Origin of the sequence: Constrictibacter sp. MBR-5, from assembly GCF_040549485.1 — a bacterium.
In the GTDB taxonomy this organism is placed as follows: domain Bacteria; phylum Pseudomonadota; class Alphaproteobacteria; order JAJUGE01; family JAJUGE01; genus Constrictibacter.
This window is the reverse complement of the sequence record NZ_JBEPTK010000009.1, coordinates 65,247-91,407: the sequence shown is the minus strand read 5'-3', so window position 1 is coordinate 91,407 and position 26,161 is coordinate 65,247. Positions and strand designations below refer to the sequence as shown.

Genomic DNA, 26,161 nt, shown 5'->3' with positions numbered 1-26,161 from the left:
TTTAGCCCCGTTCATGTCACACCGCAGCCGCGGGGTGACCGCAGTGTGTCGGGAACGAGCCGCTAAGGCAACTGCGGGCAACAGAGAGGGGCGGTAGGGATGTGGATAGACGTGCCACGTGCAGCGCGCGGCCGGTCAGAAGCGGACGCCAAGGCTCAGTCCGCCGAAATACTCACTCTCGACGCCATTCGTCACACTGGCGGCGGAATCGCCGAGGAAGCGCTGCGCACCGACGAGCCCGCCGACAGTCCAGTTGTCGCCGATCGAGTAGGTCACCGACCCGGACACCGTCAGGTCCTTCAGGCCGGGTGAGGCGTCATGAAGACGCAGCCCGCTACCGGAGAAGCGGCTATCAGTGGTGTAAAGGCCCTCGAAATAGTTCTCGTCCGCCCAACTGATCTCGGAGCCAATCACAAGGGTCAGGTTGTCCATGATCTGCGAGGCCCATTTCAGGCCAAGATCCGCCACGAAGCCCCCGGTCCCGTCGGTCGCTTCCTGCCCCAGGCGGGCGGTGAGCGTGAGATCCTCCATGGAGAAGCTTCCGTACGCGCCGACGCCTGAGTCCGCGGTCGATCCGCCCCGGTCGGACTGGCGGAACAATCCCCGCCTGTCGAAAGGCGTTCGTGCGGATACCCCGGCGGCAAAACCTGAGCCACGCACGATCTCGGCTTCGAAAGCGGGCAGTGACTGGAGCACCAGAGTGTCGGCGAGTTGCTGGCTGTCCAGCCTGGGCCTAGTCAAGAAGCCGTTCTCGGTGAGGTAGCCCGAGTCGTCCTGAGCATCGTGCTGGATGCCGGGTGTGATTTCCAGCGGATCACCCAGCAACAGGCGCAGGCCGCTCTCCCCGGCCACCGCAGGTGCGGTGGCCAAGCAGCACATCAGTGCCGAAGCAGCCAAGATACGCATAGCGAAACAGGATCCCCCACGGAAAACACGATTACAGGCTGGCCCATCAGTGTGAAGGTATCGTAAAGCCTGTGATCCTTGTCACCAATGTTATCCGAGAGTTCCGGGAGATCAACCAACCCGGATCAGGTTCGGGCGATTTTCCGGTTGGCGTGGCACGGGAGCCGCGGTGCGGCAGCGGTCAAGCCGCACGGTGGCTTTCGCGCTCGGCCGCCGTAGCCGCTTCGTCGATACCACCGCCTGCGTCCAGAACGACGCCGTACTGACATCTCGCAGCCTCGACGGAGACGAAGCCGGCCAAGACATCTGCAGCGACCATAGCCGGGTCACGGGCCAATGGATCACCAAATCCCGCGCCACCCGGCATCTCCATGACGATGCGATCGCCCGGCGGGACAGGATGCCGGCCCATGCCCGGCAGCTGTTTGCCCGAGGCGAGATGCAGCTGGCCCGTCTGGCCGTCCTGTCCGTTCGAGCGGCCGCGGGGAGCGTGCTTCACGCGGTCGAACATGGCGGATATCGCGAAAGGCGCGTCGTCTGCGTGGGAGAAAGACATTATCTGGCCGGCGCCCCCGCGGAAGGTGCCGGGACCACCGGAATCCGGCCGGAACTCCTTCTGCCAGCAGATCAGTGGCGCGATCGTCTCTGTCACTTCGACGGGCGTGTTGCGGACACCCGATGGGAAAGCCGTCGCGTTGAGGCCGTCCATGGAGGGGCGAGCGCCCATACCGCCGGCGTGAAAGCAGTTGACGGCGAAGGAGACCGATCGCTTCGCGCCGGGTGCGTCTGTGCCGCCGACGCCGTGGCCGCCGAGCAGTACCGGGTTCCACAAGCAGGACGTCCCCTCGGCCAGAGTGCCCCCCGGGATGACCTCGTGAAGGCAGCCCAGCACGACGTCGGGCAGCATCTGGCCGATGACGTGACGGGCCGTGACGGCGCACGGATGCGGCGCGTTCAGGATGCAACCTTCCGGTGCCGAAACGCGAACGGCCGACAGCGAACCCGCATTGTTCGGAACGGTCGCGCCGACCACGCATCGCACGCCGAACGAGGCGTAGGCCTGGGTATAGGTCAGCGGCAGGTTGATGCCGTAGCTGGAAACGGAGGACGTGCCGGTGAAGTCGACGTCGATGCCGTCTGCGCCGATGGTCATCGTGGCGACCAGATCGACCTCGCGCTCGTACCCGTCGATCCGCATCGAATTATGGTAGGTGCCAGCCCGAAGCTTGCCGATCTCGTCCAGCATCGCCTGGTGCGACGTGTCGATGATCCAGTCGGCCAACTCGTCGATCGTCTCCATGCCGAACTCGTCCATCATGGCGACGAGCCGTTCGGAGCCGGTGCGGTTGCAGGCTTCGAGGGAGTAGAGATCGCCCTCGACCTGGATCGGTTCGCGCACGTTCCAGCGCACGATCTCCAGCAGGTCCTCGTTCACCTGTCCGGCGCGGGCGAAGTACATCATGGGGACATAGATGCCCTCCTCGTAGACCTGCCGGCCGTCGGGGCCGAAGCCGAGGCCGCCGACGTCGACCACGTGCGCGGTGGACGCGAACAGCGCGACCAACTTGCCCTGGCGGAAGGTCGGCGACACCACGGTGAAGTCGTTGAGGTGGCCGGTGCCGAGCCACGGGTCGTTGGTGACGAAGACGTCGCCCTCGCGCATCGTCTCGACGGGATACTTGCGGATGAAATGGCCGACCGAGGCCGCCATTGCGTTCACGTGGCCGGGCGTGCCGGTGACGGCCTGGGCCAGCATGCGGCCGTTCAGGTCGTAGACGCCGGCGGAGAGGTCGCCGGCCTCGCGGACCGGCGTCCCGAAGGCCGTGCGGATGAGAGTCTGGGCCTGCTCCTCGACCACCGAGATCAGGCGGTTCCACATGACCTGCTTGTGGATCTGGGCGAGGGGAGCCGAGCTGTTCAGCGTCATGTCTCTGTTTCCCGAGGCGATCAGTTCGGACGGCGGTCGAGGACGAGGTAGCCGAGCGCGTTGACGTGCGCGTCGAAGGCGGCGGTGACGACGGTCGTCGTCTGCTCCTCCGCGACGATCGCCGGGCCGGCGATCACCGCGCCGGGCCGCAGCGCCTCGCGGCGGTAGACCGGCACGTCGACGAAGTCGCTGGTCGCGGCGTCGAACAGGCGGCGCCGGCCGGACGGCTCCGGCGCGGGCAGGGGCGGCGTGTCGGTGGCCAGTGCCGGAGCGTCGACCGCAGTGCCCAGCGTCAGCGTCCAGCTCAGGATCTCGACGTCCATGTTCGGGATCGTGCGGCCGTAGAGCGCGGTGTAGGCCGCGTCGAAGGCGTGGCGGATCTCGTCGGCGTCGCCGGCCTTCAGCAGGCGCAGCGGCAGGTCGACCGTGATCTCGTGGCCCTGGCCGACATAACGCATGAAGGCCGTGCGGACCTCGGCTGTCGGCTGGTCGCCGGCGCCGCGCCGGACCACGGCCTCGGCCTCGTCGTGCATTTCGGCCAGGATCGTGTTGGCCTCGTCGGCGTCGAAGGCCGAGAGCTTCATGTAGCGGCTGCGGACCACCTCGTAGGCGATGGGGGCGCGCAGGAAGCCGATGGCCGAGCCGACGCCGGCACCGGTCGGCACGACGACGCGGCGGACGCCGACCTTCTCGGCGAGGCGTGCCGCGTGCAGCGGGGCGGCACCGCCGAAGGCCACCATGGCGCGGCTGTCGAGGCTCTTGCCGCGCTCGACGGCGTGGACGCGCGCGGCGTTCGCCATGTTCTCGTCGACGATCTCGCTCACGCCGAAGGCGGCCAGCGTCGGCGTGAGGTCGAGCGGCGCGCCGACCGCACGGGCGAGCGCCGTCTCGGCCTTGCGCGGGTCCATCTTCACGCGGCCGCCGGCGAAGCCGGCCGGGTCGATGCGGCCGAGCGCCACGTCGGCGTCGGTCACGGTCGGCTCGGTGCCGCCCAGGTCGTAGCAGGCGGGGCCGGGCTCGGAGCCGGCGCTCTTCGGGCCGACGGTGATGCGCTTCAGGCTGTCGACCGCGGCGATCGAGCCGCCGCCGGCGCCGATCTCCACCATCTCGATCACCGGGATGCGCAGCGGGAGGCCGCTGCCCTTCATGAAGCGGTAGACGCGGGCCACCTCGAAGGTGCGCGAGCTCTGCGGCTTGCCCTGGTCGATCAGGCAGATCTTGGCCGTCGTGCCGCCCATGTCGAAGGAGACCACCTCGTCGAGGCCGCACTCGGCGGCGATGTGCGAGGCGAGGATGGCGCCGCCTGCGGGGCCGGACTCGACCAGGCGGATCGGGTTCGCGATCGCCGTCTCCAGCGTCGTGATGCCGCCGCCGGACATCATCAGGAAGAGCGGGCAGTCGTAGCCGGTCGTCCGCAGCGCCTTGTCGAGGTTGGTGAGATAGCGGGCCATCACCGGCTGGACGTAGGCGTTGGCGCAGGCGGTCGACTGGCGCTCGTACTCGCGGATCTCCGGGCAGACCTCGGAGGCCCGCGTGATCCAGAGGTCCGGCAGCGCCTCCTTCAGGATCTGCTCGACCCGGATCTCGTGCGCCGGGTTGGCGTAGGCGTGCAGCAGGCCGATGGCCAGCGCCTGGACGCCGTACTTCTGCAGTGTCGGCACCAGCGCCCGGACCGAGTCCTCGTCGAGTTCGATCAGCGTCTCGCCGCGGTTGTTGAGCCGCTCGCGGACCGGCAGGCGCAGGTGGCGCGGCACCAGGGGCGCCGGCCGCTCCATGTAGATGTCGTACTGCTCGAAGCGGTTCTCGTAGGCCATCTCGACGGAGTCGCGGAAGCCCTCGGTCACGACCAGCGCCGTCACGGCGCCCTTGCGCTCGATCAGCGCGTTGGTTGCCAGCGTCGTGCCGTGGATGATGATGCCGACGTCGGCGGGCGAGAGGCCGGCCGCCTCCATCGCCGCGGCGATGCCGTTCATCACGCCCTCCTCGGGCGCGCGCGGCGTGGTGAGGACCTTCACCGTGTGGAGGTCCGCGCCGTGTTCGACCGCCACGTCGGTGAAGGTGCCGCCGATGTCGACGGCGACCCGTGCCGGCCGGGAACCTGCTGTCATTCTGTGCGCCTCGGTGGTGACGTTTGGCGATGGGAAGTGGCGCCGGACGGGCGCCCGCCGCCGATGGAATGCCGAAACGGCCGGAGAGGATAGCGGCCGGCCCCGGCGTCGTTCAAGCCGCGCGCCGTGCAAGCCGTGGGCCAGGGCAGCTCAGTTCTCCTCACGTACAGCGCGGCGGACAAGCGCACGGGCATTTTTCGCCCAGCGCGGGTCAGGCGGCGTGCAGCGAAAAAACACTGTCGCGACGCGATCGGCCCCGCCGATGCGGAGTGCCAGATGCTTTCCGCGACGCTCCATCGCGGGGGCGTCGAACCCAACGGACTCGACAATCGCGATGCAGGACCGGTGATGCCGGTTCATTCCTGCTGCTCCCCTTCACCAAGGTCGATCTCCGCGTCCCACCTGCGCCGTTGTTCTTGGCGCGCCTCCTTTCGAAGAATCTCGGCGGGGATCCAGAATTTTCCAAGTGGCTCCTTAACGTAAATGTCCCGCCAAGCGTTGCGACTTGTGCCGCCGGCGACCTTAGAGGCCCATGAAGAGGGGGTGTACCTTTCGCCTTCAAATTCGATGGAGCCGTCGACAACGACGCCATAATACTGGATGCCGTCATACTGCATCCTGACGTCGGCGCCGGCAGGGATCGAGACTTCCTTCCAGATCAGCGGGCGGTTCTGCTTCCGCAGGTCGACGGAGTGGTCTTCGTCCTCTTTCCTCCACCGCTTTGCGACATGGGGGGCATAGGTCTCTGCGACCTCTACAGCCCGGTCACCCCAGACTGAGATCTGATCACCTAACGAGAGCGTGCGCTCGATCCAGCTCTCGATCAGGGTTTCGGCTATTCGCCCATCCACCTGCCCGTCCGAGAACCGGACCAAATCATTGTACAGCTGCCTCGAAATCGGAACAAAGACAACATCTTGCGCGGGCATGCTCATGCTCCTTGCTCTGGCCGAACCACTCCGGTCGACCTCATATGGGAGCACTTCATATAGGCATCAATAGGCGTTTATTTAAAAAAATAGGCATTACCAGCGGAGTCGCTCCTGGCCGTTTGTCGATGGCTGCGCGTGCGGTAGCGTGGTCCGAATTGTCTAGGAGGACGGCAGCATGACCATCGATCTGGAACGCGCGCGGGCGGAGACGCCGGGCACGGCGCACGTCACGCATTTCAACAATGCCGGTGCCGCGCTGCCGCCGCAGGCGGTGCTCGACGCGGCGATCGGCCATCTGCGGCTCGAGGCCGAGATCGGCGGCTACGAGGCGGCGGCGCGCGCCGCGGACGCCATCGACGGCTGCTACCATGCCGTCGCCCGGCTGCTGAACTGCGCGCCCGACGAGGTGGCGGTGGTCGAGAACGCGACGCGCGCCTGGGACATGGCCTTCTATTCGATGCCCTTCCGGCCGGGCGACCGGATCCTGACGGCGCAGGCCGAATATGCCAGCAACTACATCGCCTTCCTGCACGCCGCGCGGCGCATGGGCGTGACGGTCGAGCCGGTGCCGGACGACGAACACGGCCAGCTCTCGGTGGAGGCGCTGCGCGGCATGATCGACGACCGGGTCAAGCTGATCGCGGTCACCCACGTGCCGACCAACGGCGGCCTGGTCAATCCGGCGGCCGCGATCGGCGCCGTGGCGCGGGCGGCCGGCGTGCCGTTCCTGCTCGACGCCTGCCAGTCGGTCGGGCAGATGCCCATCGACGTGGCAGCCATCGGCTGCGACATGCTCTCGGCGACCTCGCGCAAGTATCTGCGCGGGCCGCGCGGCATGGGCTTCCTCTATGTCCGCCGCGGCCTCGTCGAGAGCCTGGATCCGCCGCTGCTCGACCTGCACGCCGCCAGCTGGACCGGGCCGGACAGCTACGAGATCCGCGCCGACGCGCGGCGCTTCGAGAACTGGGAGTGCAGCTACGCCGCCAAGATCGGCATGGGCGTGGCCGTCGAGTACGCGCTCTCCTGGGGCCTGCCGGCGATCGAGGCGCGCATCGCGCACCTGGCCGCCCTGCTGCGCGACGGCCTGTCCGCCATCCCCGGCGTCACGGTGCGCGACCGCGGGACGAAGCGCTGCGGCATCGTCAGCTTCGACATCGCCGGTGTCGACCCCGAGGCGGTGAAGGCGACGCTGGCGGGCCAGAAGATCAACGTCAGCGTCAGCCGTGTCGGCTCGACGCGCCTCGACATGACGGCGCGCGGGCTCGACGCGGTCGTGCGGGCTTCGGTTCACTATTACAACAGCGAGGACGAGGTGGAGCGGCTGGTCGGCTTCGTCCGCCGGGCGGGGCGGGGTTAGGGGTTTTCGCGGGGCGGCGGTTTCGGCCCGCCTCTCGTGCTTCGAGACGCCCGCGGGGCGGGCTCCTCATCAAGAGGGGCTACTGCAGGATCGTCTTCGTCGTGCGCCTTCTGTCTCCGGCATCCCCTCCACTGTCGTCCTTGGGCTCCGCGCAGCGGAGACCCGAGGACCCATCCCGACGCGGCCCCCGCGCGTCCGTCGAGGCCAGCGCGCCGGTCCTGGCTCCCCGGATCTCCGCTTCGCTGCGTCCGGGGATGACAGTGGAAGAAGGCCGGGGGCGCTCGATGATGGCGGTGAGCGCTTTCACCCCGGGCGCTCCCATGCGGGGTCCCAGCCGTGGAGATCGGACTGGCCGCCGCGGACCAGGGGGTCCGGGTGGCGGGCCCAGGAGGGGGCGGCGGGGTTGATCGCGACGGGCGGGGCGATGCTGCGGAGGTAGGCGAGTTCGGCTTCGAGCGCCGCTTCGGCGCGGGCCTCGCGGGAGGCGATGGGGTCGGGGTCTTCGTCTTCGATCTCGTCGATGGAAGGTTCCTTTTCCTTCCCTTCCATTCCTTTTTGTTGGTCGGCCCGCATCCGCTCCAGGTCGGTGAAGGGCGTGAACTCGTCCAGCGGCCGGCCCCCGAAACCCTCGTAGACGTGCGGCACGATGATCGGCTCCGGCTTCTCCTCCGGTTCCGGCGCCAGGCCCCGGCGCCATTCCGCGAGCCAGCCCTCGGCCTCCGCGGCGGCGTGGCCGGGCCATCTCGGGTCGATGCCGTCGAGCAGCGGGTCGGATCCGGCGAAGCCGCCGCAGGGGCTGGCCGCGTGCTTGTCCGGGATCAGGCCGGTGGCCTTCGCCTCGATCTCGATGCAGCGGACGGCGGTGCGGTAGTCGCCCTTGGCGGTGGCCAGCTTGGCGAGTGCCCGGAGCCGGTCGACCATCTCGGCGATGCCGGTCTGGCGGGCGATCTCGCGGCGGACGCGGAGGTCCTCGACGCGGCGGCGGATGTGCGGGCGGCCGAGCATGACGCTCGCCTGCTTGGCGGCACTGTCGGGGGCGTAGCCGGCCCATCTTGCGGCGGCGGCGCCGCTGGCACCGCGGGCGACGTGGCGGCAGAAGATTTCCTGGCGCTCGGTGAGGGGCGGGGGTGAGGCTTCGGGCATGGCGGGTCTCCCAAGGGGAGGTCGCATTATGCGCTTATAGTCCTAGGAATACAAGTGGCGCCGCCTTCCCGCTGCTCACACAGGGGCGCGACCTGGGGATGGCGGCCGCATTTCTTGAGTGTCATCCCCGGGCAAGGGCGGAGCCCGCCGACCCGGGGAGCCAGGGCGGCCGCCTGAGCGCGTGCCCCTGGATCCTCGGGTCTCCGCTGCGCTCCGCCCGAGGATGACAATGAGGGGCCGCTTCGAATGGGATGCCATATTGCGACGCTGAGATGATACGTTATAACGTCTGTCTTTCTGTCGCCCGCCGAGGGGCGGCGTGGTCGGATGCGTTCAGGGGGAAGCTGTGAGGTTACGTACGGTTCTGCTGTCGGCGGCGGCGATGCCGTTCCTGCACGGGGCGGCTGTGGGGCAGGTCGGAGGGCAGGCGGGCGGTCCGAGCGACCCGCAGGTCGGGAACCGGGCCGGGGAGGCGATCGTCCTGCCGGGGATCACCGTGAGCGCGTCGCCGCTGGGCCAGACCGTTGACGAGATGGCGACGCCGGTGGTGCGCCTCTCCGGGGAGGAACTGGTGCATCGGCGGGAGGCGACGCTGGGCGCCACGCTGGAGGCGCAGCCGGGCATCCATTTCGAGCATTTCGGCGCCGGCGCCAGCCGGCCGATCATCCGCGGCCACACGGCGCCGCGCGTGAAGATCCTGTCCGACGGCTCGGAGGTGCACGACGCCTCGTCGATCTCGCCCGACCATGCGATCGTCACCGAGCCGCTGCTGCTCGACGGCATCGAGGTGCTGCGCGGGCCGGCGGCGCTGCTCTATGGCGGCGGCGCCATCGGCGGGGCGGTCAACCTGCTCGATTCCAAGATCCCGACCGCGGTGCCGGAGAACGGCGTCACTGGCGTCTTCGAGGGACGGCTGGGGACGGCGGACGACGAGCGCGCGGCCGCCGGCGGCGTGACGGTCGGTGCGGGCAGTTTCGCCCTGCGCGTCGAGGGCGCCGACCGCAGCCTGGACGATTATCGCGTGCCGCGGGAGACCGGGTCGCGGCACGTCGAAGGGTCGTATGCGGACAGTTCCGCGGTCAGCCTCGGCGCCTCGTTCATCGGCGAGAGCGGCTTTCTGGGTGCCGCCTACACGCGCCAGCGCAGCAGATACGGCCTGCCGGGGCACGAGCACGAATACGAGGACTGCCATCCGCACGGCACGCACCTGCACTGCGGCGGCCATGAGGAGGAGGAGCACGAGGAGGAAGGGCACGAGGGCGAGGAGGGGGACGACCATGACCACGACGAGGAAGGGCACGGCGTTCCCTACGTGAAGCTGCGCAGCGAGCGCGTCGACCTGCGCGGCGAATATCGGGACCCGCTGCCCGGGATAACCCAGGCGCGGCTGCGCGCCTCCTACACCGACTACCGCCACGACGAGATCGAGGACGGAGAGGTCGCGACGACCTTCAAGAACGAGGCCTATGACAGCCGCGTCGAGTTCCGCCACGCCCCGGTCTTCGGGCTGGACGGCGTGTTCGGCGCACAGTACGGCCTGAGTCGCTTCAGCGCGCTCGGCGAGGAGGCGTTCCTGCCGAAGAGCCGGACCGACACCGTCGCCCTGTTCGGGATGGAGACCTTCCGGCTCGACCCGGTGCGGTTCGAACTGGCGGTACGCCAGGAATGGCAGGGCGTCGATCCGGACAATGGCAGCACGGCGAAGCACGCGCCCTTCTCGGTGTCGGCGGCGGCAATCTGGGATATCGACGAAGCCTACTCGCTGGCGCTGACCCTGGCGCGGACGCAGCGCGCGCCGAACAACCAGGAACTCTACGCCGACGGCGTCCACCTGGCGACGAACACCTACGAGGTCGGCGACGCCGACCTGGGGAAGGAGACGGCGCGGTCGGTCGACCTGACCTTCCGCAAGCGGGCAGGCGACACGACCTTCTCGATCGGCGTCTATCACCAGGACTTCAAGGACTACATCTATGCGGACACGCTCGACCGGTTCGAGGATTTCCGCCTGATCCGGTACAGCGCCGCGGACGCCACCTTCACCGGCGTCGATGGCCTGATCCGGCAGGAGGTGTTCGAGGGCTTCGGCGTGTCGCTGTTCGGCGACTATGTGCGCGCCAAGCTGAAGGATGGCGAGGGCAACGTGCCGCGCGTGCCGGCCGGCCGCGCCGGCATCCGCTTCGACGGCCGCTACGGGCCGGTGTCGGGCGAACTCGAATACTACCGTACCTTCAGCCAGTCGAAGACGGCGGACTTCGAGAGTTCGACCGGCGGCTACGACACGGTCAACGCCACGGCGGCCTATGCCTTCTCGGTCGGGCCGACCGAAGCCGAGGCCTTCGTGCGGGCGACCAACCTGACCGACGAGCCGGCCTTCAACCACACCTCCTTCATCAAGGACGCGGCACCCCTGCGGGGGCGCAGCGTCCTCTTCGGCCTGCGGGGCGCGTTCTGAGGCGACGGTGGCGGGCGCGGCGCCGGTCGCCCCGCTTCACCCCGCGGGACGATGAGGGAGGTCGGTACCGCGCCCCGCCGGTGTGCGGGAAACGGCGGTCGAGCCGCGGTTGCCCCGTCCGGCGGGCGATGATATGAGCGGACATATACCTGTCGCCGCAGCGCGGCGGCAGGTCCCCCCGACCCGCTGCACCGACCCTTCACCCACCCTCTCCACCGACACGTCCCGTCATTCCCACCGCGCGGCGCACACGCCGCGGATCCCGTCGCGACCGGCGAACGCTCGTCCAGAAGCGCGCCGCCGCGGCCTCAATCATGGCCGCCCGCCGAAACGCGGGCGCCGGCTCTAGGAGGAGCACCCATGGCGATATCGAGACGAAACCTGTTCGGGCTGGCCCTGGCCGCCGCCGCGGCCTTTGGCGCGGCGCCGACCGTGGCGGCCGCGGCCGACTATCCGACGCGGCCGATCACGCTGATCGTGCCGTTCCCGGCCGGCGGCGGCACCGATACGCATCTGCGCGTGCTGGCCGACCTGGTATCCAAGGAACTCGGCCAGCCGGTGACGATCGAGAACAAGGGCGGCGCCTCGGGCACGCTCGGGCCGGCGACGATGGCGGCCACGGCGAAGCCGGATGGCTATACCATCTCGCAGATGCCGGCGACGCTCTACCGGCTGCCCTTCATCCAGAAGACCTCCTTCGACCCGAAGACGGACTTCACCTACATCCTGCAGCTCACCGGCTATGCCTTCGCGGTGGCGGTGAAGGCCGACGCGCCCTGGCAGACCTGGGACGAGTTGGTCGAGTACGCCAAGGCCAACCCCGGCAAGGTCAGCTACTCGTCGTCCGGCGCGGGCGGCACGCAGCACATCACGATGGAGCAGATCGCCAAGAAGCTGGGGATCAAGTGGATCCACGTCCCCTACAAGGGCGGCGGAGAGCAGAATGCGGCGCTGCTCGGCGGCCACACCTCGCTGAACGTGGCGAGCACGGGGACGCTGGGCGCACTGGCCGATGCGGGCAAGATCCGGATGCTGGTGATCTGGACGCCCGAGCGGCTGGAGCGCTTCCCGGACGTGCCGACGCTGCGCGAGGAAGGGATCGACATGGTCGTGACCTCGCCCTACGGCATCGGCGGTCCGGCCGGCATGGACCCGGCGGTCGTCAAGACGCTGCACGACGCCTTCCGCAAGGCGATGCAGCAGCCGGCGCACGCCGAGATCATGGCGAAGATCGGCTTCGTCGAGGACTATCTGGGCACGGACGACTACGAAAAGTTCGTGATGCAGTTCATCGGGGAGCAGAAGGCGATGGTCGAGGAACTGGGGCTGGCGAAGAAGTAGCCGCCGCCGTCCCAACGGCGCCGCGTCCGGCCTGGCGAAGCCGGCGGCGCCGCCTGAGCCCGGCGCCGAAGGGCGCCGCCTGAAGCTCGGTGCCGAAGGGCGCCGGGCCTCCGCCGGGAGTTCTCCATGCGTCCATCCGATATCGGCACGGGCCTGCTCGGCCTCGGCCTCGGCCTCTGGCTCGTCTATGAGGGGCGGGACATGGGCCTGGGCGACCTGCACGAGCCGGGTTCCGGCTTCATCCTCTTCTGGGTCGGCGCGCTCATGGCCGCGCTCTCGGCGCTGCTCGCCGGGTCGGCCGTCCTCGCGGGGGCCGGCGGTGCGGCGGGTGCGGACGGGTCGCCGTTCGGCGAACGCTGGCGGCGGGTGCCGCTGGTCCTGGCATATCTGGTCGTCTACTGCGCCCTGCTCGAGGCGGTCGGCTTCATCCTGCTGACGATCGCCCTGCTGTTCCTGCTGTTCCGGACGGTCGACCCGCAGTCCTGGACGAAGGCGGTACTCTATTCGGTGGCGATCACGCTGGCCGTCTACGTCCTGTTCGGCGTCGGTCTGGGCACGCAGTTCCCGGCCGGCCTGCTCGAACCGCTGCTGGTGGGCTGACCGATGGACATTCTCGGCATGCTGATGGCGGGGTTTGCCGTCGCCTTCGAACCGGCCAACCTCGCCTACTGTTTCGTCGGCGTGTTCATCGGCACGCTGATCGGCGTGCTGCCCGGCATCGGGCCGGTCGCGGCGATGTCGCTGCTGATGCCGATCACCTTCTACATCACGCCCGAGGCCGCCATCATCATGATGGCCGGCATCTATTACGGTTCGATGTACGGCGGCTCGACCACGGCGATCCTGGTGAACATCCCGGGCGAGGCGGCGTCGGTCGTCACCACGCTCGACGGCTATCAGATGGCGCTGCAGGGCCGCGCCGGCGTGGCGCTCGGCGTCGCGGCGATCGGCTCGTTCATCGCCGGCACGCTGGCGATCGTGGCACTGATGCTGGTGGCGCCGCCGCTCGCCGACTTCGCCGTCCGGTTCGGGCCGGCCGAATATTTCAGCCTGATGGTGTTCGGCCTCGCGATCCTCAGCTACGTGACGCACGGCTCGATCCTGAAGTCGCTGATGATGGCGTGCATCGGCCTCGCCCTCGGCCTCGTCGGCATCGACTCGATCACGGCGATGCCGCGGCTGACCTTCGACCGGCTGGAACTGGTCGACGGCGTCGGGCTGGTGCCGATGATCATGGGCCTGTTCGGCATCGCCGAGATCCTGTTCAACATCGAGGGCGCGCAGCAGCGCACCGTGGTGAAGACGCGGATCGGCAAGCTGCTGCCGACGGTGAAGGACTGGATCCAGTGCCGCTGGGCGCTGCTGCGCGGCTCGGCGATCGGCTTCGTGCTGGGCGTGCTGCCGGGGACTGGCTCGGTGATCTCGTCCTTCGTGTCCTATGCGGTGGAGAAGCGCTTCGCCGACGATCCGTCGCGCTTCGGCAAGGGCGCCATCGAGGGCGTCGCGGGTCCCGAGGCGGCCAACAACGCGGCCGCCGGCGGCGCCTTCATCCCGCTGCTGACCTTGGGCATCCCGACCGGCGTGGTGACGGCGCTGCTGCTCGGCGCCTTCATCATCCACGGCGTCGAGCCGGGGCCGCTGCTGATGGTCAACCACCCTGAACTGTTCTGGGGCGTGATCGCCAGCATGTATATCGGCAACGTGATGCTGCTGGTGCTGAACCTGCCGCTGATCGGGCTGTGGGTGCAGGTGCTGAAGGTGCCCTACCACATCCTGTTCCCGATGATCCTGCTGTTCTGCATGATCGGCGTGTACAGCGTGAACGGCTCGGTCTTCGACCTCTACGTGATGACCGGATTCGGCCTTTTCGGGTACCTGATGAAGAAGTTCGGCTTCGAGCCGGCGCCGCTCGTCCTGGCCTATGTCCTGGGCCCAATGCTGGAGAACAACCTGCGCAAGGCGCTGATCCTGTCGCAGGGCGACCTGACGACCTTCGTCACCAAGCCGATCTCCGCCGTCTGCCTCCTCCTGGCCGCGGCCCTGCTGCTCTCTGCGGTGCTGCCGGCGCTGCGCGCGCGGCGCGAGAAGATCGCCCTCGACGAGACCTGAACGCACGCGCAGGCGGGTCGACAGGCGCGGGCAGGGCGGACATGTTCTGCCACGCACGGAACGAGGAGAGACCAGGTCATGACCGACGCAGCGACCGCACCGGAGCAGCGATTCACCCTGCAGCTGAGGGCGGCGGCAGAGCCGGATTTCTCCGCCGCCACGGGGCACCGGTTCGCGCGCGACGTGGCGGACGCGACGATCCCGCCGGCTGTCTTCCGGCGCTATCTGGTGCAGGACTATTCCTTCCTGGATCATTTCGTCCGGCTGCTGGACGCGGCCATCGCGACGGCGCCCGAAGAGGCGGCGCGGCGGCGCTACACCGACTTCCGCGCCGCGGTGACCAGCGGCGAGAACACCTATTTCCTGCGTTCCTTCGCGGCGCTCGGCATCCCCGAGACGGAGTGGCGCGAGCCCGAGATCCTGCCGGTGACGCGGCGCTTCCACGAGATCATGGGCGAGGCGGCCCGCTCCGGCCGCTATGCACCGGTGCTGACGGTGCTGGTGGTGACCGAGTGGGTCTATCTGGACTGGGCGACGTCGGTGATGGACACGGTGCCGGACCAGTTCTGGTTCGCCGAATGGATCGACATCCACGCCAACCCGGACTTCCGCAGCTTCGTCGAGTGGCTGATCGCCGAACTGGACCGGCTCGGCCCGACGCTGTCGGACGCCGAGCGCGCCGAGGTCCGCGACCTGTTCGTGCGGACGTCCGCACTGGAGCAGGCGTTCTTCGATCAGGCCTATGGGTGACGGCGTGTCCCGTCCAGGGTGTGCCAGACTCTCTGCACACCTCCCCTTCTCGCCGTCATTGCGAACCGAAGGCGAAGCAATCCAGGGCCGGCGCGCAGGCTGAGGCCCTGGGCTGCTTCGGCGCTGCGCGCCGCGCAATGACGGGCGAGGGGTGGTGAGCGCGGCGGATCGTTTGTCCGGACCGTTGGGTGTCGCGTCGGGCCGCGGGGCGGCTTATAAGGCTTGATCGCGGGGGCGCCTGGAAAGGCGGCGCAGGCGGCCCCTCCGGCGTGACACCGACACGAGCCGTCCGGCAACGGGACCCATGGATTTCGCACTCACCGACCAGCAGCAGCAGATCAAGGATTCCATCGTCAAGCTCTGCGAGAATTTCGGGCCGGACTACTGGCTGGAGCGGGACAACGAGGGCGGCTATCCCGAGGAATTCTACCAGGCGATGGCGAAGGACGGCTGGCTGGGCATCGCCATGCCGGAGGAGTATGGCGGAGCCGGCCTGGGCATCACCGAGGCGGCGATCATGCTGCAGGCGATCGCCCAGTCGGGTGCCGCGCTGTCGGGTGCCTCGGCGATCCACATCAACGTCTTCGGGCCGCACCCGATCGTCGTGCACGGCACGCCCGAGCAGAAGCAGCGCTGGCTGGTGCCGCTGATCAAGGGCGAGGAGAAGGCCTGCTTCGGCGTGACCGAGCCGGACGCCGGCCTGAACACCGCCGCCATCAAGACGCGCGCCGTGTGGGACGGCGACAAGTATGTCGTCAACGGCCGCAAGATGTGGACAACCACGGCGCAGGAGGCGAAGAAGATCCTGCTGCTGGCGCGGACCACGCCGCGCGAGGAATGCAAGCGGCGGATGGACGGCATCAGCCTGTTCTACACCGACCTGAACCGCGACCATGTCGAGATCCGCGAGATCGCGAAGATGGGGCGCAAGGCGGTCGATACGAACGCCCTGTTCATCGACAACCTGCCCGTGCCGAAGGAGGACCTGATCGGCGAGGAGGGCAAGGGCTTCTACTACCTGCTCGACGGCCTGAACCCGGAGCGCATCCTGATCGCCGCCGAGGCGATCGGCATCGGCCGGGTGGCGCTCGACCGTGCGGCGCGCTATGCCCGCGAACGCGTCGTCTTCGACCGGCCGATCGGCCAGAACCAGGGCATCCAGCATCCGCTGGCCGAGGCCTGGGCGAAGCTCGCGGCGGTCGAGGCGCTGATGTTCAAGGCGGCCTGGCTGTACGACACCGGACAGCCCTGCGGCGCCGAGGCGAACGCCGCGAAGTACCTGGCCGGCGAGTTCGGCTTCGAGGCGTGCGAGCGCGCGGTCCTGACGCACGGCGGCATGGGCTATGCAAAGGAGTTCCACGTCGAGCGCTACATGCGCGAGATCATGATCGCCCGCATCGCGCCGATCAGCCGGGAACTGGTGCTGTCCTACCTGGCCGAACGGGTGCTCGATCTGCCGAAGTCGTACTGACGGGCAGCACGGCCGGGAACAGGCCGCGCCGCCGAAGAGGAGGAAGGTGCCCATGTCCGCGCTTCACGACATCGCCGAAAAGCACCTCGTCCGCTATGGCGGCGCCTTCGCCGAGGCGATCATCGAGCGGGCGAAGGGGACCGTCCTCTATACGACCGACGGCCGCGAGATCCTGGATTTCACCTCCGGCCAGATGAGCGCGATCCTGGGGCACGCCAATCCGGAGGTGCTGAAGGCGATCCGCGAGGCGTCCGAGACGGTGGCGCACCTGCATTCCAGCCAGCGCTCGCCCGCCGTCATCCGGCTGGCCGAGAAGCTGGCGGCGCTGCTGCCGCCCAGCCTGTCCAAGGCGATGTTCCTGTCGACCGGCGGCGAGGCGAACGAGTGCGCCATCCGCATGGCCAAGCTCTATACCGGCGGCTTCGAGATCGTCGGATTCGACCGGGCGTGGCACGGCATGACCGGCGGTGCGGCCTCCACCACCTATACCGGCGGCCGGCGCGGCTACGGCCCGGCCATGGCGGGATCGATGGTGCTGCCGACCCCGGACCGCTACCGCTCGCGCTTCGTGCGCGACGGGCATTACGACTGGGAGGCGGAGCTCGACATGGGCTTCGACATGATCGACCGGCAGTCGGTGGGGGCGCTCGCGGCGGTCATCATCGAGCCGATCCTGTCGAGCGGCGGCATCGTCGAGATTCCCGACGGCTATCTGGCGAAGCTGAAGGCGAAGTGCCGCGAACGGGGCATGCTGCTGATCCTGGACGAGGCGCAGACCGGCATCGGCCGGACGGGCACGAACTTCGCCTTCGAGCGCGACGGCGTGGCGCCCGACATCCTGACCCTGTCGAAGACGCTGGGCGCCGGCCTGCCGCTGTCGGCGGTGATCACCAGCCCCGAGATCGAGCAGCGCTGCCACGCGCGCGGCTTCCTGTTCTTCACGACGCACGCCAACGACCCGCTGCCGGCGGCGGTCGGCCTGTGCGTGGTCGAGGCGCTGGTGCGCGACGGCCTCGCGGCGCGGGCGAAGGAACTGGGCGCCCATATGAAGCAGGGCTTCCTCGACCTGCAGCAGAAATACGAGGCGATCGGCGATGTGCGCGGCCGCGGCCTGATGGTCGGCGTCGAACTGGTCGAGGACCGGCAGACGCGCAAGGCCGCCACCGGCCTGTGCGACCGGGTCACCGACCTGTGTCTCGCCTATGGCGTGAACATGAACATCGCGCGGCTCGGCAGCCTCGCCAGCGTCTTCCGGGTGGCGCCGCCGCTGACGGTGTCGAAGGACGAGATCGACCGGATGCTGGGCATCTTCGACCGCGCGCTGGGCGAGGCGACCGGGCGGCGGTCGGCGGCATAGGCTGGGAGCGCGGGCGTCCCGCCCGCCTCTCTCGTCATGTTTGACGTTCCATGCGGGCGGGACGCCCGCGCTCCGAAGGGGGATCCATCCATGCAGGACGACGAGATCATGGAGCTGGCGCGCGGCGTCGGGCTGGAGAAGGCGGCGGCGCGGTTCCGCGGCGACCTGGAGAAGGCGGTGAGCTTCTCGCGCAGGCTGAAGGACGAGATGCCGCGCGACTTCGACCTCGCCGAGGAGCCGGCGCACGTGCTGCGCCTGAAGGCGGAGCGCTGAGATGACCGATCTGCCGTTCCTGACCGTCGCCGAGGCGTCGGATCTCATCCGCACCAAGACGCTCTCGCCGGTCGAGTATGCCGAGGCGCTGTTCGCCCAGGTCGACCGCTACAACGCGGCGCTCGACGCCTTCATCCTGCCGATGCGCGACGTGGCCATGGCCGAGGCGAAGCGCGCGCAGGAGGAGGTGGCGGCCGGCAACTGGCGGGGGCCGTTCCACGGCGTGCCCTACGGCCTGAAGGACATCGTCGACGTCGAGGGCGTGCCGACCACGGCGCATTCGAAGATCCTGGAGGGCAACGTCGCCAAGCGCGACGCGGCGGTGACGCGCGCCCTGCGCGGTGCCGGCGGCGTGCTGATGGGCAAGCTGTCGACGCACGAGTTCGCCATCGGCGGACCGTCGCGCGACCTGCCCTGGCCGCCGGCGCGCAATCCGTGGAATCGGACCTGCCATCCGGGCGGCTCGTCGAGCGGGTCGGGGGCGGGCATCGCGGCGGGCTTCTTCCCGGCGGCGATCGGCACGGACACGGGCGGGTCGGTGCGCAACCCGGCATCGCAGTGCGGCATCGTCGGGCTGAAGCCGACCTATGGCCGGGTCAGCCGAGCGGGCGTCGTGCCGCTGTCCTTCAGCCTCGACCATGTCGGGCCGATGACGCGCACGGTGGAGGACAACGCGCTGATGCTGAACGTGATCGCCGGGCACGACCCGTCCGATCCGGGCAGCGCGCCGGAGCCGGCCATCGACTACACCGCCGGGATGAAGGACGGGGTGAAGGGGCTGCGCATCGGCGTGGTGCGGCGCTTCTACGCGAAGGACATGGTGGCCGACGCCGAGATGGCGGCGTCGATCGAGGCGGCGGTCGAGACGCTGGCCGGCATGGGCGCCAGCGTGACGGAGATCGACCCGGGACCGCTGCAGGAATACGCGACGGTCAACCGCATCATCCTGCAGTGCGAGGCCTTCGCCATCCACGAGAAGTGGCTGACCGAGCGGCCGGAGGATTATGGTGCGCGGGCGCGCGAGCGGCTGATGGCCGGCGCCTTCTACCGCGCCGTCGACTATGTCCAGGCGCTGCGCATGCGCGGGCGGCTGATCGCGCGCTTCGCCGAGGCGATGCGCGACGTCGACGTGGCGATCACCGCCTCCAGCATGGAGCCGGCCTGCGACCTGGAAGACGACGCGCTGGTCGACCGGACCTATCCGCGGCAGGCGCGGCAGGCGATCAACGTGACGGGCGATCCGGCGCTGGCGCTGCCGACCGGCCTGTCGTCCGCAGGCATGCCGCTGTCGATGCAGATCATCGGCCGGCCGTTCGCCGAGGCTATGGTCTACCGGGTCGGCTATGCCTACGAGCAGGCTGCGGGCTGGCATCTGCGCCGTCCGCCGCTGGAGGCGCTGGCCGCCTGACGGAGACGCTGGCCGCCGGGGGAAAGCAGAGGGTCGCGGTGGTGCCGTGGCCCTCGCGGCTCTCCACCGACAGGCCGCCGTCGTGCAGCTTCATCAGCTCGCGTACCAGCGCCAGGCCGAGGCCAGTGCCGCCGGTGGCGCGCCGGCGCGGGTCGTGCGCCTGGTAGAAGGGCTCGCCGATCCGCGCCAGGCCTTCCGCCGGGATGCCGACGCCGGTATCCGACACGGCGATGTCGATGCCGCGGTCGTCCCGGACCCGCACCCGGGCACGGATGGTGCCGGCCGCGGTGAATTTCAGTGCGTTGGAGACGAGGTTCATCAGCATCTGGCGCAGGGCGCGCGGGTCGGCCTTCAGGGCGGGCGCGTCGTCCGGGCACTCCCAGGAGACGCTGAGCGCCCGGCGCCGCGCCTCGGGGCCGAACATGCGCAGTTCGTCGGACAGGAAGCGCCGCAGGTCGACCGGCTCGGGATGCAGCTTCAGGGCGCCGGCCTCGACCTTGCTGAAGTCGAGAAGGTCGTTGATCAGGGCCAGCAGATGCTCGCCGGAGCGCAGGATGTCGTCGGCATAGTCGACATAGGGTGCCGCGCCGAGCGGGCCGAAGACCTGCTGGCGCATCATGTCGGCGAAGCCGATGATCGCGTTCAGCGGCGTGCGCAGCTCGTGGCTCATGTTGGCGAGGAAGGCTGACTTGGCCTCGCTGACCAGCCGCAGCCGCTCCGAGGTCTCCGACAGTTCCTGCTGCAGCCGCTTCTGCTCGCTGATGTCGACGCGCAGGGTGACCTGCATGCCGCTCGGCGTCTTCATCCGGCGCAGCAGGTGCCACTCGCCGGAGGGCAGCCGCCGCTCGCTCGGACGGTCGTTGGGTGCGCGGAACTCGGCCAGGCGGCGGGCGGTGAAGCCGGCGGGATCCTGGTAGGCCTGCTGCTCGACATAGATCCGGGCGGCGATCGTGCGGCGGATCATCTCCTCGAACTTCAGCCCCGCCAGTTCTTCTTCGGGCGGGTGGTTGGGGTAGAGTTCGTGGAAGCGGCGGTTGCCGAAGACGTAGCGCTCCTCGGCGTCGTAGACGACCAGCGACGCGTCGATGCTGTCGAGGATTTCGGCGAGGATCTCCGGGTCGGCGCGCGGTGCCGACGGCGCGGCTGGGCGAAGCTCCAGCGCCCAGCCGCCGTTGGAGAGGCGCCGCGCCGTGACGGCGCAGCCGCTGGCGGTGCGGGTCGTGCGCCCGTCCTCGATGCCGGTGACCGTGGACGCGACCGCCGCCGCGACGGCGGCATCCTCGGCCGCCACGCCCAGAAGGTCCGGGCAACGGTCGGTATAGGCCACCACCGTGCAGGCGTCGTCCAGCAGCACCGTCCCTCCGGACCGGTTCTCGGCAGTCGGCTGCTCCGGGGTACCCATGACCATGAATGAACGGCTTTTTGCTTGAACGCGGAAGAGCAATCTCACAGCGAGATTGTATCGGAAGTTAACGCGCGACATGCCTTTTCGTCGCGGACCCGCGGGGATCCGTCCGGGTCTTTGGGGTCGCCGCTCCGCCCGGACCGCGGACGGCCGCGGCTGGCGGTTCCGCGCCGGCTGGCCGATACTCGTCCGCGCAACCCGAACGACGAGAGAAGCGGGAGGACGAGATGGATTTCGGCGTCGCCTATTTCCCGACGGACTATTCGATGAAGCCGGCCGACATGGGGCGGGCGCTGGAGGAGCGAGGGTTCGAATCGCTCTGGGTGGCGGAACATTCGCACATCCCGCTGACCCGAAAGTCGCCCTTCGGCGGCGGCGGCGACCTGCCGAAGCAGTATTACGACGTGATGGACCCCTTCGTGGCGCTGGCGACGGTCGCCTCGGTGACGACGAAGCTGAAGCTGGGCACCGGCATCTGCCTCGTCGTGCAGCGCGATCCGATCCAGACGGCGAAGGAGGTGGCGAGCCTCGACCAGCTGTCGAACGGCCGCTTCGTCTTCGGCATCGGCGGCGGCTGGAACCAGGACGAGATGGAGGACCACGGCACGGTCTTCGAGACGCGATTCAAGCTGATGCGCGAGCGCATCGAGGCGATGAAGGAGATCTGGACCAAGACGAAGCCGGAATATCATGGCGACCTGGTCGACTTCCCGCCGATGATGACCTGGCCGAAGCCGGTGCAGAAGCCGCACCCGCCGATCATCGTCGGCGGCGCCTTCCCGCACGCCGCCAAGCGCGCCCTGCGCTACGGCGACGGCTGGATGCCGCTCGGCAGCCGCGGCACCGACCTCGCCGAGACCTTCCCCCGCTTCCGCCAGATGGCGGCGGAGGCGGGGCGCGACCCGGCGTCGCTGGAACTGGTCGCCTACCAGACGGCGCACGAGAGCGACCGGGTGAAGCGCCTGACCGAGGCGGGGGCGACGCGCATCTGCTTCAGCGTGCCGCCGCTGCCCGACGCGGAGATGCTGCCGAAGCTGGACGAACTGGCGAAGGTGGCGGGGCTCTGACGACGCCCTCCCGGACGACGCCCTCGGGGACGAAGTCGGAGAAGAAGAAGAAGGGCGGCGCCGCTGCGCCGCCCTTCCTTTTCCCGCTCGACCCGATCAGGCCGTCATCAGCAGGAAGCGGACGTGCTTGTCGTACTGGGACAGCACGTCGCCGATGATCTGCTCCTTAGTGTAGCCCATCACGTCGTAATGCTGCGGGCCCTCGAGCAGGCGGACGTCGGCGCGGTAGTAGCGCCGCGTCTCCTCCGCCCGGCGCCGGGCGCGCGTGTCGGGCACGGCGAAGGCGGGTGCCGAGTAGCCGTGCGCCCGGACGACGTAGAGGAATTCGCGGGCACCCTCGTGGTTGACGGTAAGGGAGACCTCGCGCTCGCCGACGTCGATGACGGGCTTCAGGGTCGTCTGCTCGAGTTCCTGCGCCACCTCGCGCAGCGCCGGCTCGACCGTGTCCCGCAGGAAACGTTCGACCTCCTCGCGACGCGGATAGGTGACGATGGTCTTCAGCCATTGCTGCCAGGGCACGGCGGCGCCGCGGATATGGATGGCCGGCGGCATCTCCAGCACGACCTGGCGCTGCGCCTCCATGCGCAGGCCGCGCAGCAGCCCATAGCAGACGAACAGCATGACGAAGGCGAACGGCAGGGCCGCCGCGATCGACGCGGTCTGCAGCGCCTGCAGGCCGCCCGCCAGCAGCAGGACCGCGGCGACGAGCCCCTCGGTGGTGGCCCAGAAGATCCGCTGCCAGACCGGCGGGTCGTCGATGCCGCCCGACGTGATGGTGTCGATGACCAGCGAGCCCGAGTCCGATGAGGTGACGAAGAAGGTCACGACCAGGATGGTGGCGATCAGCGAGGTGACGCCCGACCAGGGGAAATATTCGAGGAAGTGGAAGAGGGCGGTCGGCACGCTGTCGGCGACGGCGGCGGCCATCGCCCCGTCGGCGATGCCGAGGTCGAGGTCGAGCGCCGTGTTGCCGAAGAAGGTGAGCCACATGAAGGTGAAGCCGACCGGCACCAGCATCACGCCGAGCACGAACTCGCGGATGGTGCGGCCGCGCGAGACGCGGGCGATGAACATGCCGACGAAGGGCGACCACGCGATCCACCACGCCCAGTAGAACAGCGTCCAGCCGCCGATCCAGGTGTTCGGCTCGTAGGCGTAGAGCCGGAACGTCATGTTCACGACGTTGCTGAGATACGCGCCGATGTTCTGGACCAGCGCCTGGAACAGGAAGAGCGTCGGCCCGACCGCGACGACGAACAGCATCAGGGCGAGGGCGAGGATGAGGTTCAGTTCGCTGAGGCGGCGGATGCCGACGTCGAGGCCGGCGACCACCGAGATGGTGGCGAGGACGGTGATGATGGCGATCAGCACCAGCTGGACGCCCACCGTCTCCGGCACGCCGAAGAGGTAGGTGAGGCCGGCGTTGATCTGCAGCACGCCGAGGCCGAGCGAGGTCGCCACGCCGAACATCGTGCCCAGCACGGCGAAGGTGTCGACGAGATGGCCCCAGCCACCCCGGATACGCTCGCCGATGATGGGATAGAGCGCGGAGCGGACCGTGAGGGGCAGGCCATGCCGGAACGAGAAGTAGGCGAGAGACAGGCCGATGACCGCGTAGATCGCCCAGGCGTGCAGGCCCCAGTGGAAGAAGGTGATGACCATCGCCTGGCGCGCCGCGTCGATGGTGCCGCCCTCGCCGACCGGCGGCGTGGTGTAGTGCATGATCGGCTCGGCCACGCCGAAGAACATGAGGCCGATGCCCATGCCGGCGCTGAACAGCATCGCGAACCAGGAGAGGTAGGTGTAGTCCGGCGTTGAATCGTCCGGGCCGAGCCGGACGTTGCCATGCGTGCTGAGCGCCAGCCCGAAGGCGAACACGATGAAGATCGCCACGGTCAGGACGTAGAACCAGCCGAACGTCGCGACGATCCAGTCCTGTACGGAACTGAACACATCGCTGGCGAGCTCGGGCATTGCAGCACCGAAGACGACAAATAGCACGATCAGGATGGCCGACCCGAAGAAGACGGGTGCACATATCTGATAGGCGGGCTTTTCCGCCGCTGGTTCGGCTTCGGTGGCCATTCCGGCTCTCCCCTTTCGTCTCGGCATGACTGTCCGACAGTCTGGACTCCCGGACTCGCGGGGTCGACCCGTAATCGCCCCCGAAACCTGGAACGTCTCAGCGGCGAAATCGTGCGAGCCGACAGCCGGCTTCGGAAAGATCGGCGGGGAATCGATCGCCGGCAAAGTAGTCGAGTTCGTCGCGTCGCCTGTCTGTCACCTCGTCGAGTTCGCCGAGGCCGGCGTCCGGGATGCCGGGATGGCACATGACCAGCGGCAGAGGCCCCGGATACATGAGGAATCGGCGGAAGATCGCGCCGAAATCTTCGTCGGGGCGGAAGCCGTTCACGCCGGCGAAGCCCCGGTTCGTCGCGATGCCGGCCGCCGCGCAGCGCCGCACCAGTCCGCGCGACAGCACGGACAGAAGCAGCGCCTTCGGCGCGGCGACACGGCGGCCGAGAATCGCGGGGAGTCCTTCGGCGCAGGAGCGGACATAGAGCCGCCGCGGGTCGAGGCGGCGGCGGACGAGGTCGAGCACGACGTCGCGGACGCCCGGCAGGATGTGGACGTGCTGGTGCCCGTCGAGGAAATCCGGCGGCCGCCCCGTCGCCGCGAGGAACGCGTCGAGCTGGCGCTCCAGTTCGGCAGCGATCTCGGGCTCGTCCAAGCGGCGGGCCATCGCGGCGCGCATGAGCGTGCCGATGTCCGGGAGCCGTCCGTCCGGCGCGAGCCGCGGCATCGGCCCGAGCGGCGCGAGGCGGGTGAGGGTCAGGTGCAGGCCGATATCGGCGCGGCCGGAGAGGCCGGCGAGGTCGCCGGCGGCGGCCGGCCACGCGGACGCGACGCTCATGCAGCTGGTCGCGGAGAGGCGCCCGGCGGCGAGCAGATCGGCTATTCCGCGACTGACCCCGGCGGTCAGACCGTAGTCGTCGGCGCACAGTATGACGGGACGTGCATCGGACATTGCGAATCGACTTGAAAGCAACGGGAGCCTGGGTCAGCTATTACCGCCATCGCACCCGCATGCGCCAGGAACAGAGCGCGACGCGGGGCGGGGGGCGGCAGCGGCACATGCTTTCGATCGTCATTCCGGCGAAGAACGAGGCGGGGAACGTCGACGCGCTGGTGGCCCGCTTGCGACCGGTCCTCGACGCCCTCGGCATGGCGTCCGAGGTGATCTTCGTCGACGACGGCAGCACAGACGCCACGGTCGAGCGGGTGCGGGCGTGCCGGCGCGACGACCGCCGAATCAAGCTGCTCGGCCTGTCGCGCAATTTCGGCAAGGACATCGCCATCGCCGCCGGCCTGCGCCACGCCTCGGGACAGGCGGTGGTGCTGATGGACGCCGACCTGCAGCACCCGCCGGAACTGCTGCACGAGCTGGTCGCGCGGTGGCGCGAAGGCTTCGAGGTGGTCTATGCCCAGCGGCGCGACCGCGCCTATCAGTCCGCGGCGCAGCGCTGGAGCAGCCGGCTGTTCTATCGCCTGTTCGCGCGGATCGCGGAGATCGACCTGCCGCAGGGCGTCGGCGACTTCGCGCTGTTCGACCGCAAGGTGGTGCGGGCGCTGAACGCGATGCCGGAGCGCACCCGCTTCGCCAAGGGGCTCTACGCCTGGGTCGGCTTCCGTCAGTGCGGAGTGCCCTTCGACATCGGCGAGCGCCATTCCGGCCGGACGACGTGGAGCTTCTGGAAGCTCTGGCTGTTCGCGCTGGACGGGCTGACCGCCTTCAGCACCATGCCGCTTCGGGTCTGGTCCTATGTCGGGCTCGCGGTGTCGGCGGTGGCACTGATCTTCGGTGTCTGGATCCTGGTGAAGACCCTGGTGCTGGGGGTCGAGGTGCCCGGCTATCCGTCGCTGATGGTGGCGGTGAGCCTGTTCGCCGGCATCCAGCTCATCACCCTCGGGGTGCTCGGAGAATATCTCGGCCGGATATTCACCGAAGTGAAACGGCGGCCGCTGTATCTGGTGCGCGAGGCGATCGGCCTGGAACCGGAGGCACCGGAGGTCTGGACCGGCGCAGCGGCCCCGGCCGCCCAGCACCACACGAGCCCCTGACCTCACCGTCCCCCGAACGCACCGCCGAGC

21 protein-coding genes are annotated in these 26,161 nt (G+C 69.1%); 12 read left to right on the top strand and 9 right to left on the bottom strand.

Translation table 11 applies throughout. The annotated features are described in order from the left end of the window. Positions 1-135: 135 nt before the first annotated feature. From ABIE65_RS18095 to ABIE65_RS18075, 5 genes are all read right to left on the bottom strand, one after another. Complete coding sequence (locus ABIE65_RS18095) at positions 136-870, bottom strand: MipA/OmpV family protein (protein WP_354079643.1); 735 nt, start codon at positions 868-870, stop codon at positions 136-138. Between the two features lie 217 nt (positions 871-1,087). Then, positions 1,088-2,833, bottom strand: a complete 1,746-nt coding sequence (locus ABIE65_RS18090) for a hydantoinase B/oxoprolinase family protein (RefSeq protein ID WP_354079642.1) — start codon at positions 2,831-2,833, stop codon at positions 1,088-1,090. Positions 2,834-2,853: 20 nt separating this feature from the next. Beyond that, entirely contained in the window at positions 2,854-4,941 is a 2,088-nt protein-coding gene (locus ABIE65_RS18085) for a hydantoinase/oxoprolinase family protein (RefSeq protein ID WP_354079641.1), read from the bottom strand. 150 nt (positions 4,942-5,091) lie between these two features. After that, positions 5,092-5,301, bottom strand: coding sequence for a hypothetical protein (locus tag ABIE65_RS18080; protein WP_354079639.1), 210 nt, complete (start codon positions 5,299-5,301; stop codon positions 5,092-5,094). Then, entirely contained in the window at positions 5,298-5,870 is a 573-nt protein-coding gene (locus ABIE65_RS18075; RefSeq protein WP_354079638.1) for a hypothetical protein, read from the bottom strand. Before ABIE65_RS18075 ends, ABIE65_RS18080 begins: the two co-directional genes overlap by 4 nt. A gap of 178 nt (positions 5,871-6,048) precedes the next feature. On the opposite strand from ABIE65_RS18075, the gene ABIE65_RS18070 reads away from it, so the two are divergent. Next, complete coding sequence (locus tag ABIE65_RS18070) at positions 6,049-7,230, top strand: aminotransferase class V-fold PLP-dependent enzyme (RefSeq protein WP_354079637.1); 1,182 nt, start codon at positions 6,049-6,051, stop codon at positions 7,228-7,230. Positions 7,231-7,533: 303 nt separating this feature from the next. Here the strand turns inward: ABIE65_RS18070 and ABIE65_RS18065 are convergent, their stop codons facing one another. Continuing rightward, positions 7,534-8,373 carry a terminase small subunit gene (locus ABIE65_RS18065; protein WP_354079636.1) on the bottom strand — a complete coding sequence of 280 codons (840 nt, stop codon included), beginning with the start codon at positions 8,371-8,373 and terminating at the stop codon, positions 7,534-7,536. A 346-nt stretch (positions 8,374-8,719) separates the two neighbouring features. Between ABIE65_RS18065 and ABIE65_RS18060 the strand changes: the two genes are divergently transcribed. The 9 genes from ABIE65_RS18060 (at position 8,720) to ABIE65_RS18020 (ending at position 19,537) form a co-directional block, all read left to right on the top strand. Next, positions 8,720-10,828: a TonB-dependent receptor domain-containing protein gene (locus ABIE65_RS18060; RefSeq protein ID WP_354079634.1), complete on the top strand. Its 2,109-nt coding sequence runs from the start codon at positions 8,720-8,722 to the stop codon at positions 10,826-10,828. A gap of 360 nt (positions 10,829-11,188) precedes the next feature. Next, entirely contained in the window at positions 11,189-12,169 is a 981-nt protein-coding gene (locus ABIE65_RS18055) for a tripartite tricarboxylate transporter substrate binding protein (RefSeq protein ID WP_354079632.1), read from the top strand. Positions 12,170-12,295: 126 nt separating this feature from the next. Then, on the top strand, positions 12,296-12,769 hold the full coding sequence (locus ABIE65_RS18050; RefSeq protein ID WP_354079630.1) for a tripartite tricarboxylate transporter TctB family protein: 474 nt from the start codon (positions 12,296-12,298) through the stop codon (positions 12,767-12,769). A gap of 3 nt (positions 12,770-12,772) precedes the next feature. Continuing rightward, entirely contained in the window at positions 12,773-14,278 is a 1,506-nt protein-coding gene (locus ABIE65_RS18045) for a tripartite tricarboxylate transporter permease (RefSeq protein ID WP_354079628.1), read from the top strand. A gap of 78 nt (positions 14,279-14,356) precedes the next feature. Further along, positions 14,357-15,028 (top strand): TenA family protein, encoded by a 672-nt coding sequence (locus tag ABIE65_RS18040; RefSeq protein ID WP_354079626.1) that lies wholly within the window; start codon positions 14,357-14,359, stop codon positions 15,026-15,028. Between the two features lie 304 nt (positions 15,029-15,332). After that, positions 15,333-16,499: an acyl-CoA dehydrogenase family protein gene (locus ABIE65_RS18035; protein WP_354079624.1), complete on the top strand. Its 1,167-nt coding sequence runs from the start codon at positions 15,333-15,335 to the stop codon at positions 16,497-16,499. A gap of 52 nt (positions 16,500-16,551) precedes the next feature. Beyond that, complete coding sequence (locus ABIE65_RS18030; protein ID WP_354079622.1) at positions 16,552-17,856, top strand: aspartate aminotransferase family protein; 1,305 nt, start codon at positions 16,552-16,554, stop codon at positions 17,854-17,856. 90 nt (positions 17,857-17,946) lie between these two features. Beyond that, positions 17,947-18,129 (top strand): hypothetical protein, encoded by a 183-nt coding sequence (locus tag ABIE65_RS18025; RefSeq protein ID WP_354079621.1) that lies wholly within the window; start codon positions 17,947-17,949, stop codon positions 18,127-18,129. A 1-nt stretch (position 18,130) separates the two neighbouring features. Next, positions 18,131-19,537, top strand: a complete 1,407-nt coding sequence (locus ABIE65_RS18020) for an amidase (protein WP_354079619.1) — start codon at positions 18,131-18,133, stop codon at positions 19,535-19,537. Here ABIE65_RS18020 and ABIE65_RS18015 read toward each other — a convergent pair. Next, complete coding sequence (locus ABIE65_RS18015; protein ID WP_354079617.1) at positions 19,452-20,945, bottom strand: sensor histidine kinase; 1,494 nt, start codon at positions 20,943-20,945, stop codon at positions 19,452-19,454. The two genes, ABIE65_RS18020 and ABIE65_RS18015, sit on opposite strands and share 86 nt — an antisense overlap. Before the next feature lie 224 nt (positions 20,946-21,169). Here ABIE65_RS18015 and ABIE65_RS18010 point away from each other — a divergent pair, with 224 nt between their 5' ends. Next, positions 21,170-22,009, top strand: coding sequence for an LLM class F420-dependent oxidoreductase (locus tag ABIE65_RS18010; RefSeq protein WP_354079615.1), 840 nt, complete (start codon positions 21,170-21,172; stop codon positions 22,007-22,009). Between the two features lie 96 nt (positions 22,010-22,105). On the opposite strand, the gene ABIE65_RS18005 is transcribed toward ABIE65_RS18010, so the two are convergent. Both ABIE65_RS18005 and ABIE65_RS18000 read right to left on the bottom strand, forming a co-directional pair. Next, the gene (locus ABIE65_RS18005) at positions 22,106-24,094 is read right to left on the bottom strand and encodes a BCCT family transporter (protein WP_354079613.1); all 1,989 of its coding nucleotides are present in this window, start codon (positions 24,092-24,094) and stop codon (positions 22,106-22,108) included. Between the two features lie 97 nt (positions 24,095-24,191). Then, positions 24,192-25,037: a ChbG/HpnK family deacetylase gene (locus ABIE65_RS18000; RefSeq protein ID WP_354079611.1), complete on the bottom strand. Its 846-nt coding sequence runs from the start codon at positions 25,035-25,037 to the stop codon at positions 24,192-24,194. Positions 25,038-25,048: 11 nt separating this feature from the next. Here ABIE65_RS18000 and ABIE65_RS17995 point away from each other — a divergent pair, with 11 nt between their 5' ends. Further along, positions 25,049-26,131, top strand: coding sequence for a glycosyltransferase family 2 protein (locus tag ABIE65_RS17995; RefSeq protein WP_354079609.1), 1,083 nt, complete (start codon positions 25,049-25,051; stop codon positions 26,129-26,131). The last annotated feature ends 30 nt before the right edge of the window (positions 26,132-26,161 follow it).

Coding starts and splice junctions, on each gene's coding strand:
- ABIE65_RS18030 (WP_354079622.1), top strand. CDS start 16,552: ATGTCCGCGCTTCACGACATCGCCGAAAAGCACCTCGTCCGCTATGGC.
- ABIE65_RS18015 (WP_354079617.1), bottom strand. CDS start 20,945: ATGGTCATGGGTACCCCGGAGCAGCCGACTGCCGAGAACCGGTCCGGA.
- ABIE65_RS18075 (WP_354079638.1), bottom strand. CDS start 5,870: ATGCCCGCGCAAGATGTTGTCTTTGTTCCGATTTCGAGGCAGCTGTAC.
- ABIE65_RS18025 (WP_354079621.1), top strand. CDS start 17,947: ATGCAGGACGACGAGATCATGGAGCTGGCGCGCGGCGTCGGGCTGGAG.
- ABIE65_RS18000 (WP_354079611.1), bottom strand. CDS start 25,037: ATGTCCGATGCACGTCCCGTCATACTGTGCGCCGACGACTACGGTCTG.
- ABIE65_RS18035 (WP_354079624.1), top strand. CDS start 15,333: ATGGATTTCGCACTCACCGACCAGCAGCAGCAGATCAAGGATTCCATC.
- ABIE65_RS18065 (WP_354079636.1), bottom strand. CDS start 8,373: ATGCCCGAAGCCTCACCCCCGCCCCTCACCGAGCGCCAGGAAATCTTC.
- ABIE65_RS18090 (WP_354079642.1), bottom strand. CDS start 2,833: ATGACGCTGAACAGCTCGGCTCCCCTCGCCCAGATCCACAAGCAGGTC.
- ABIE65_RS18045 (WP_354079628.1), top strand. CDS start 12,773: ATGGACATTCTCGGCATGCTGATGGCGGGGTTTGCCGTCGCCTTCGAA.
- ABIE65_RS18020 (WP_354079619.1), top strand. CDS start 18,131: ATGACCGATCTGCCGTTCCTGACCGTCGCCGAGGCGTCGGATCTCATC.
- ABIE65_RS18055 (WP_354079632.1), top strand. CDS start 11,189: ATGGCGATATCGAGACGAAACCTGTTCGGGCTGGCCCTGGCCGCCGCC.
- ABIE65_RS18010 (WP_354079615.1), top strand. CDS start 21,170: ATGGATTTCGGCGTCGCCTATTTCCCGACGGACTATTCGATGAAGCCG.
- ABIE65_RS18070 (WP_354079637.1), top strand. CDS start 6,049: ATGACCATCGATCTGGAACGCGCGCGGGCGGAGACGCCGGGCACGGCG.
- ABIE65_RS18040 (WP_354079626.1), top strand. CDS start 14,357: ATGACCGACGCAGCGACCGCACCGGAGCAGCGATTCACCCTGCAGCTG.
- ABIE65_RS18050 (WP_354079630.1), top strand. CDS start 12,296: ATGCGTCCATCCGATATCGGCACGGGCCTGCTCGGCCTCGGCCTCGGC.
- ABIE65_RS18085 (WP_354079641.1), bottom strand. CDS start 4,941: ATGACAGCAGGTTCCCGGCCGGCACGGGTCGCCGTCGACATCGGCGGC.
- ABIE65_RS18005 (WP_354079613.1), bottom strand. CDS start 24,094: ATGGCCACCGAAGCCGAACCAGCGGCGGAAAAGCCCGCCTATCAGATA.
- ABIE65_RS18080 (WP_354079639.1), bottom strand. CDS start 5,301: ATGAACCGGCATCACCGGTCCTGCATCGCGATTGTCGAGTCCGTTGGG.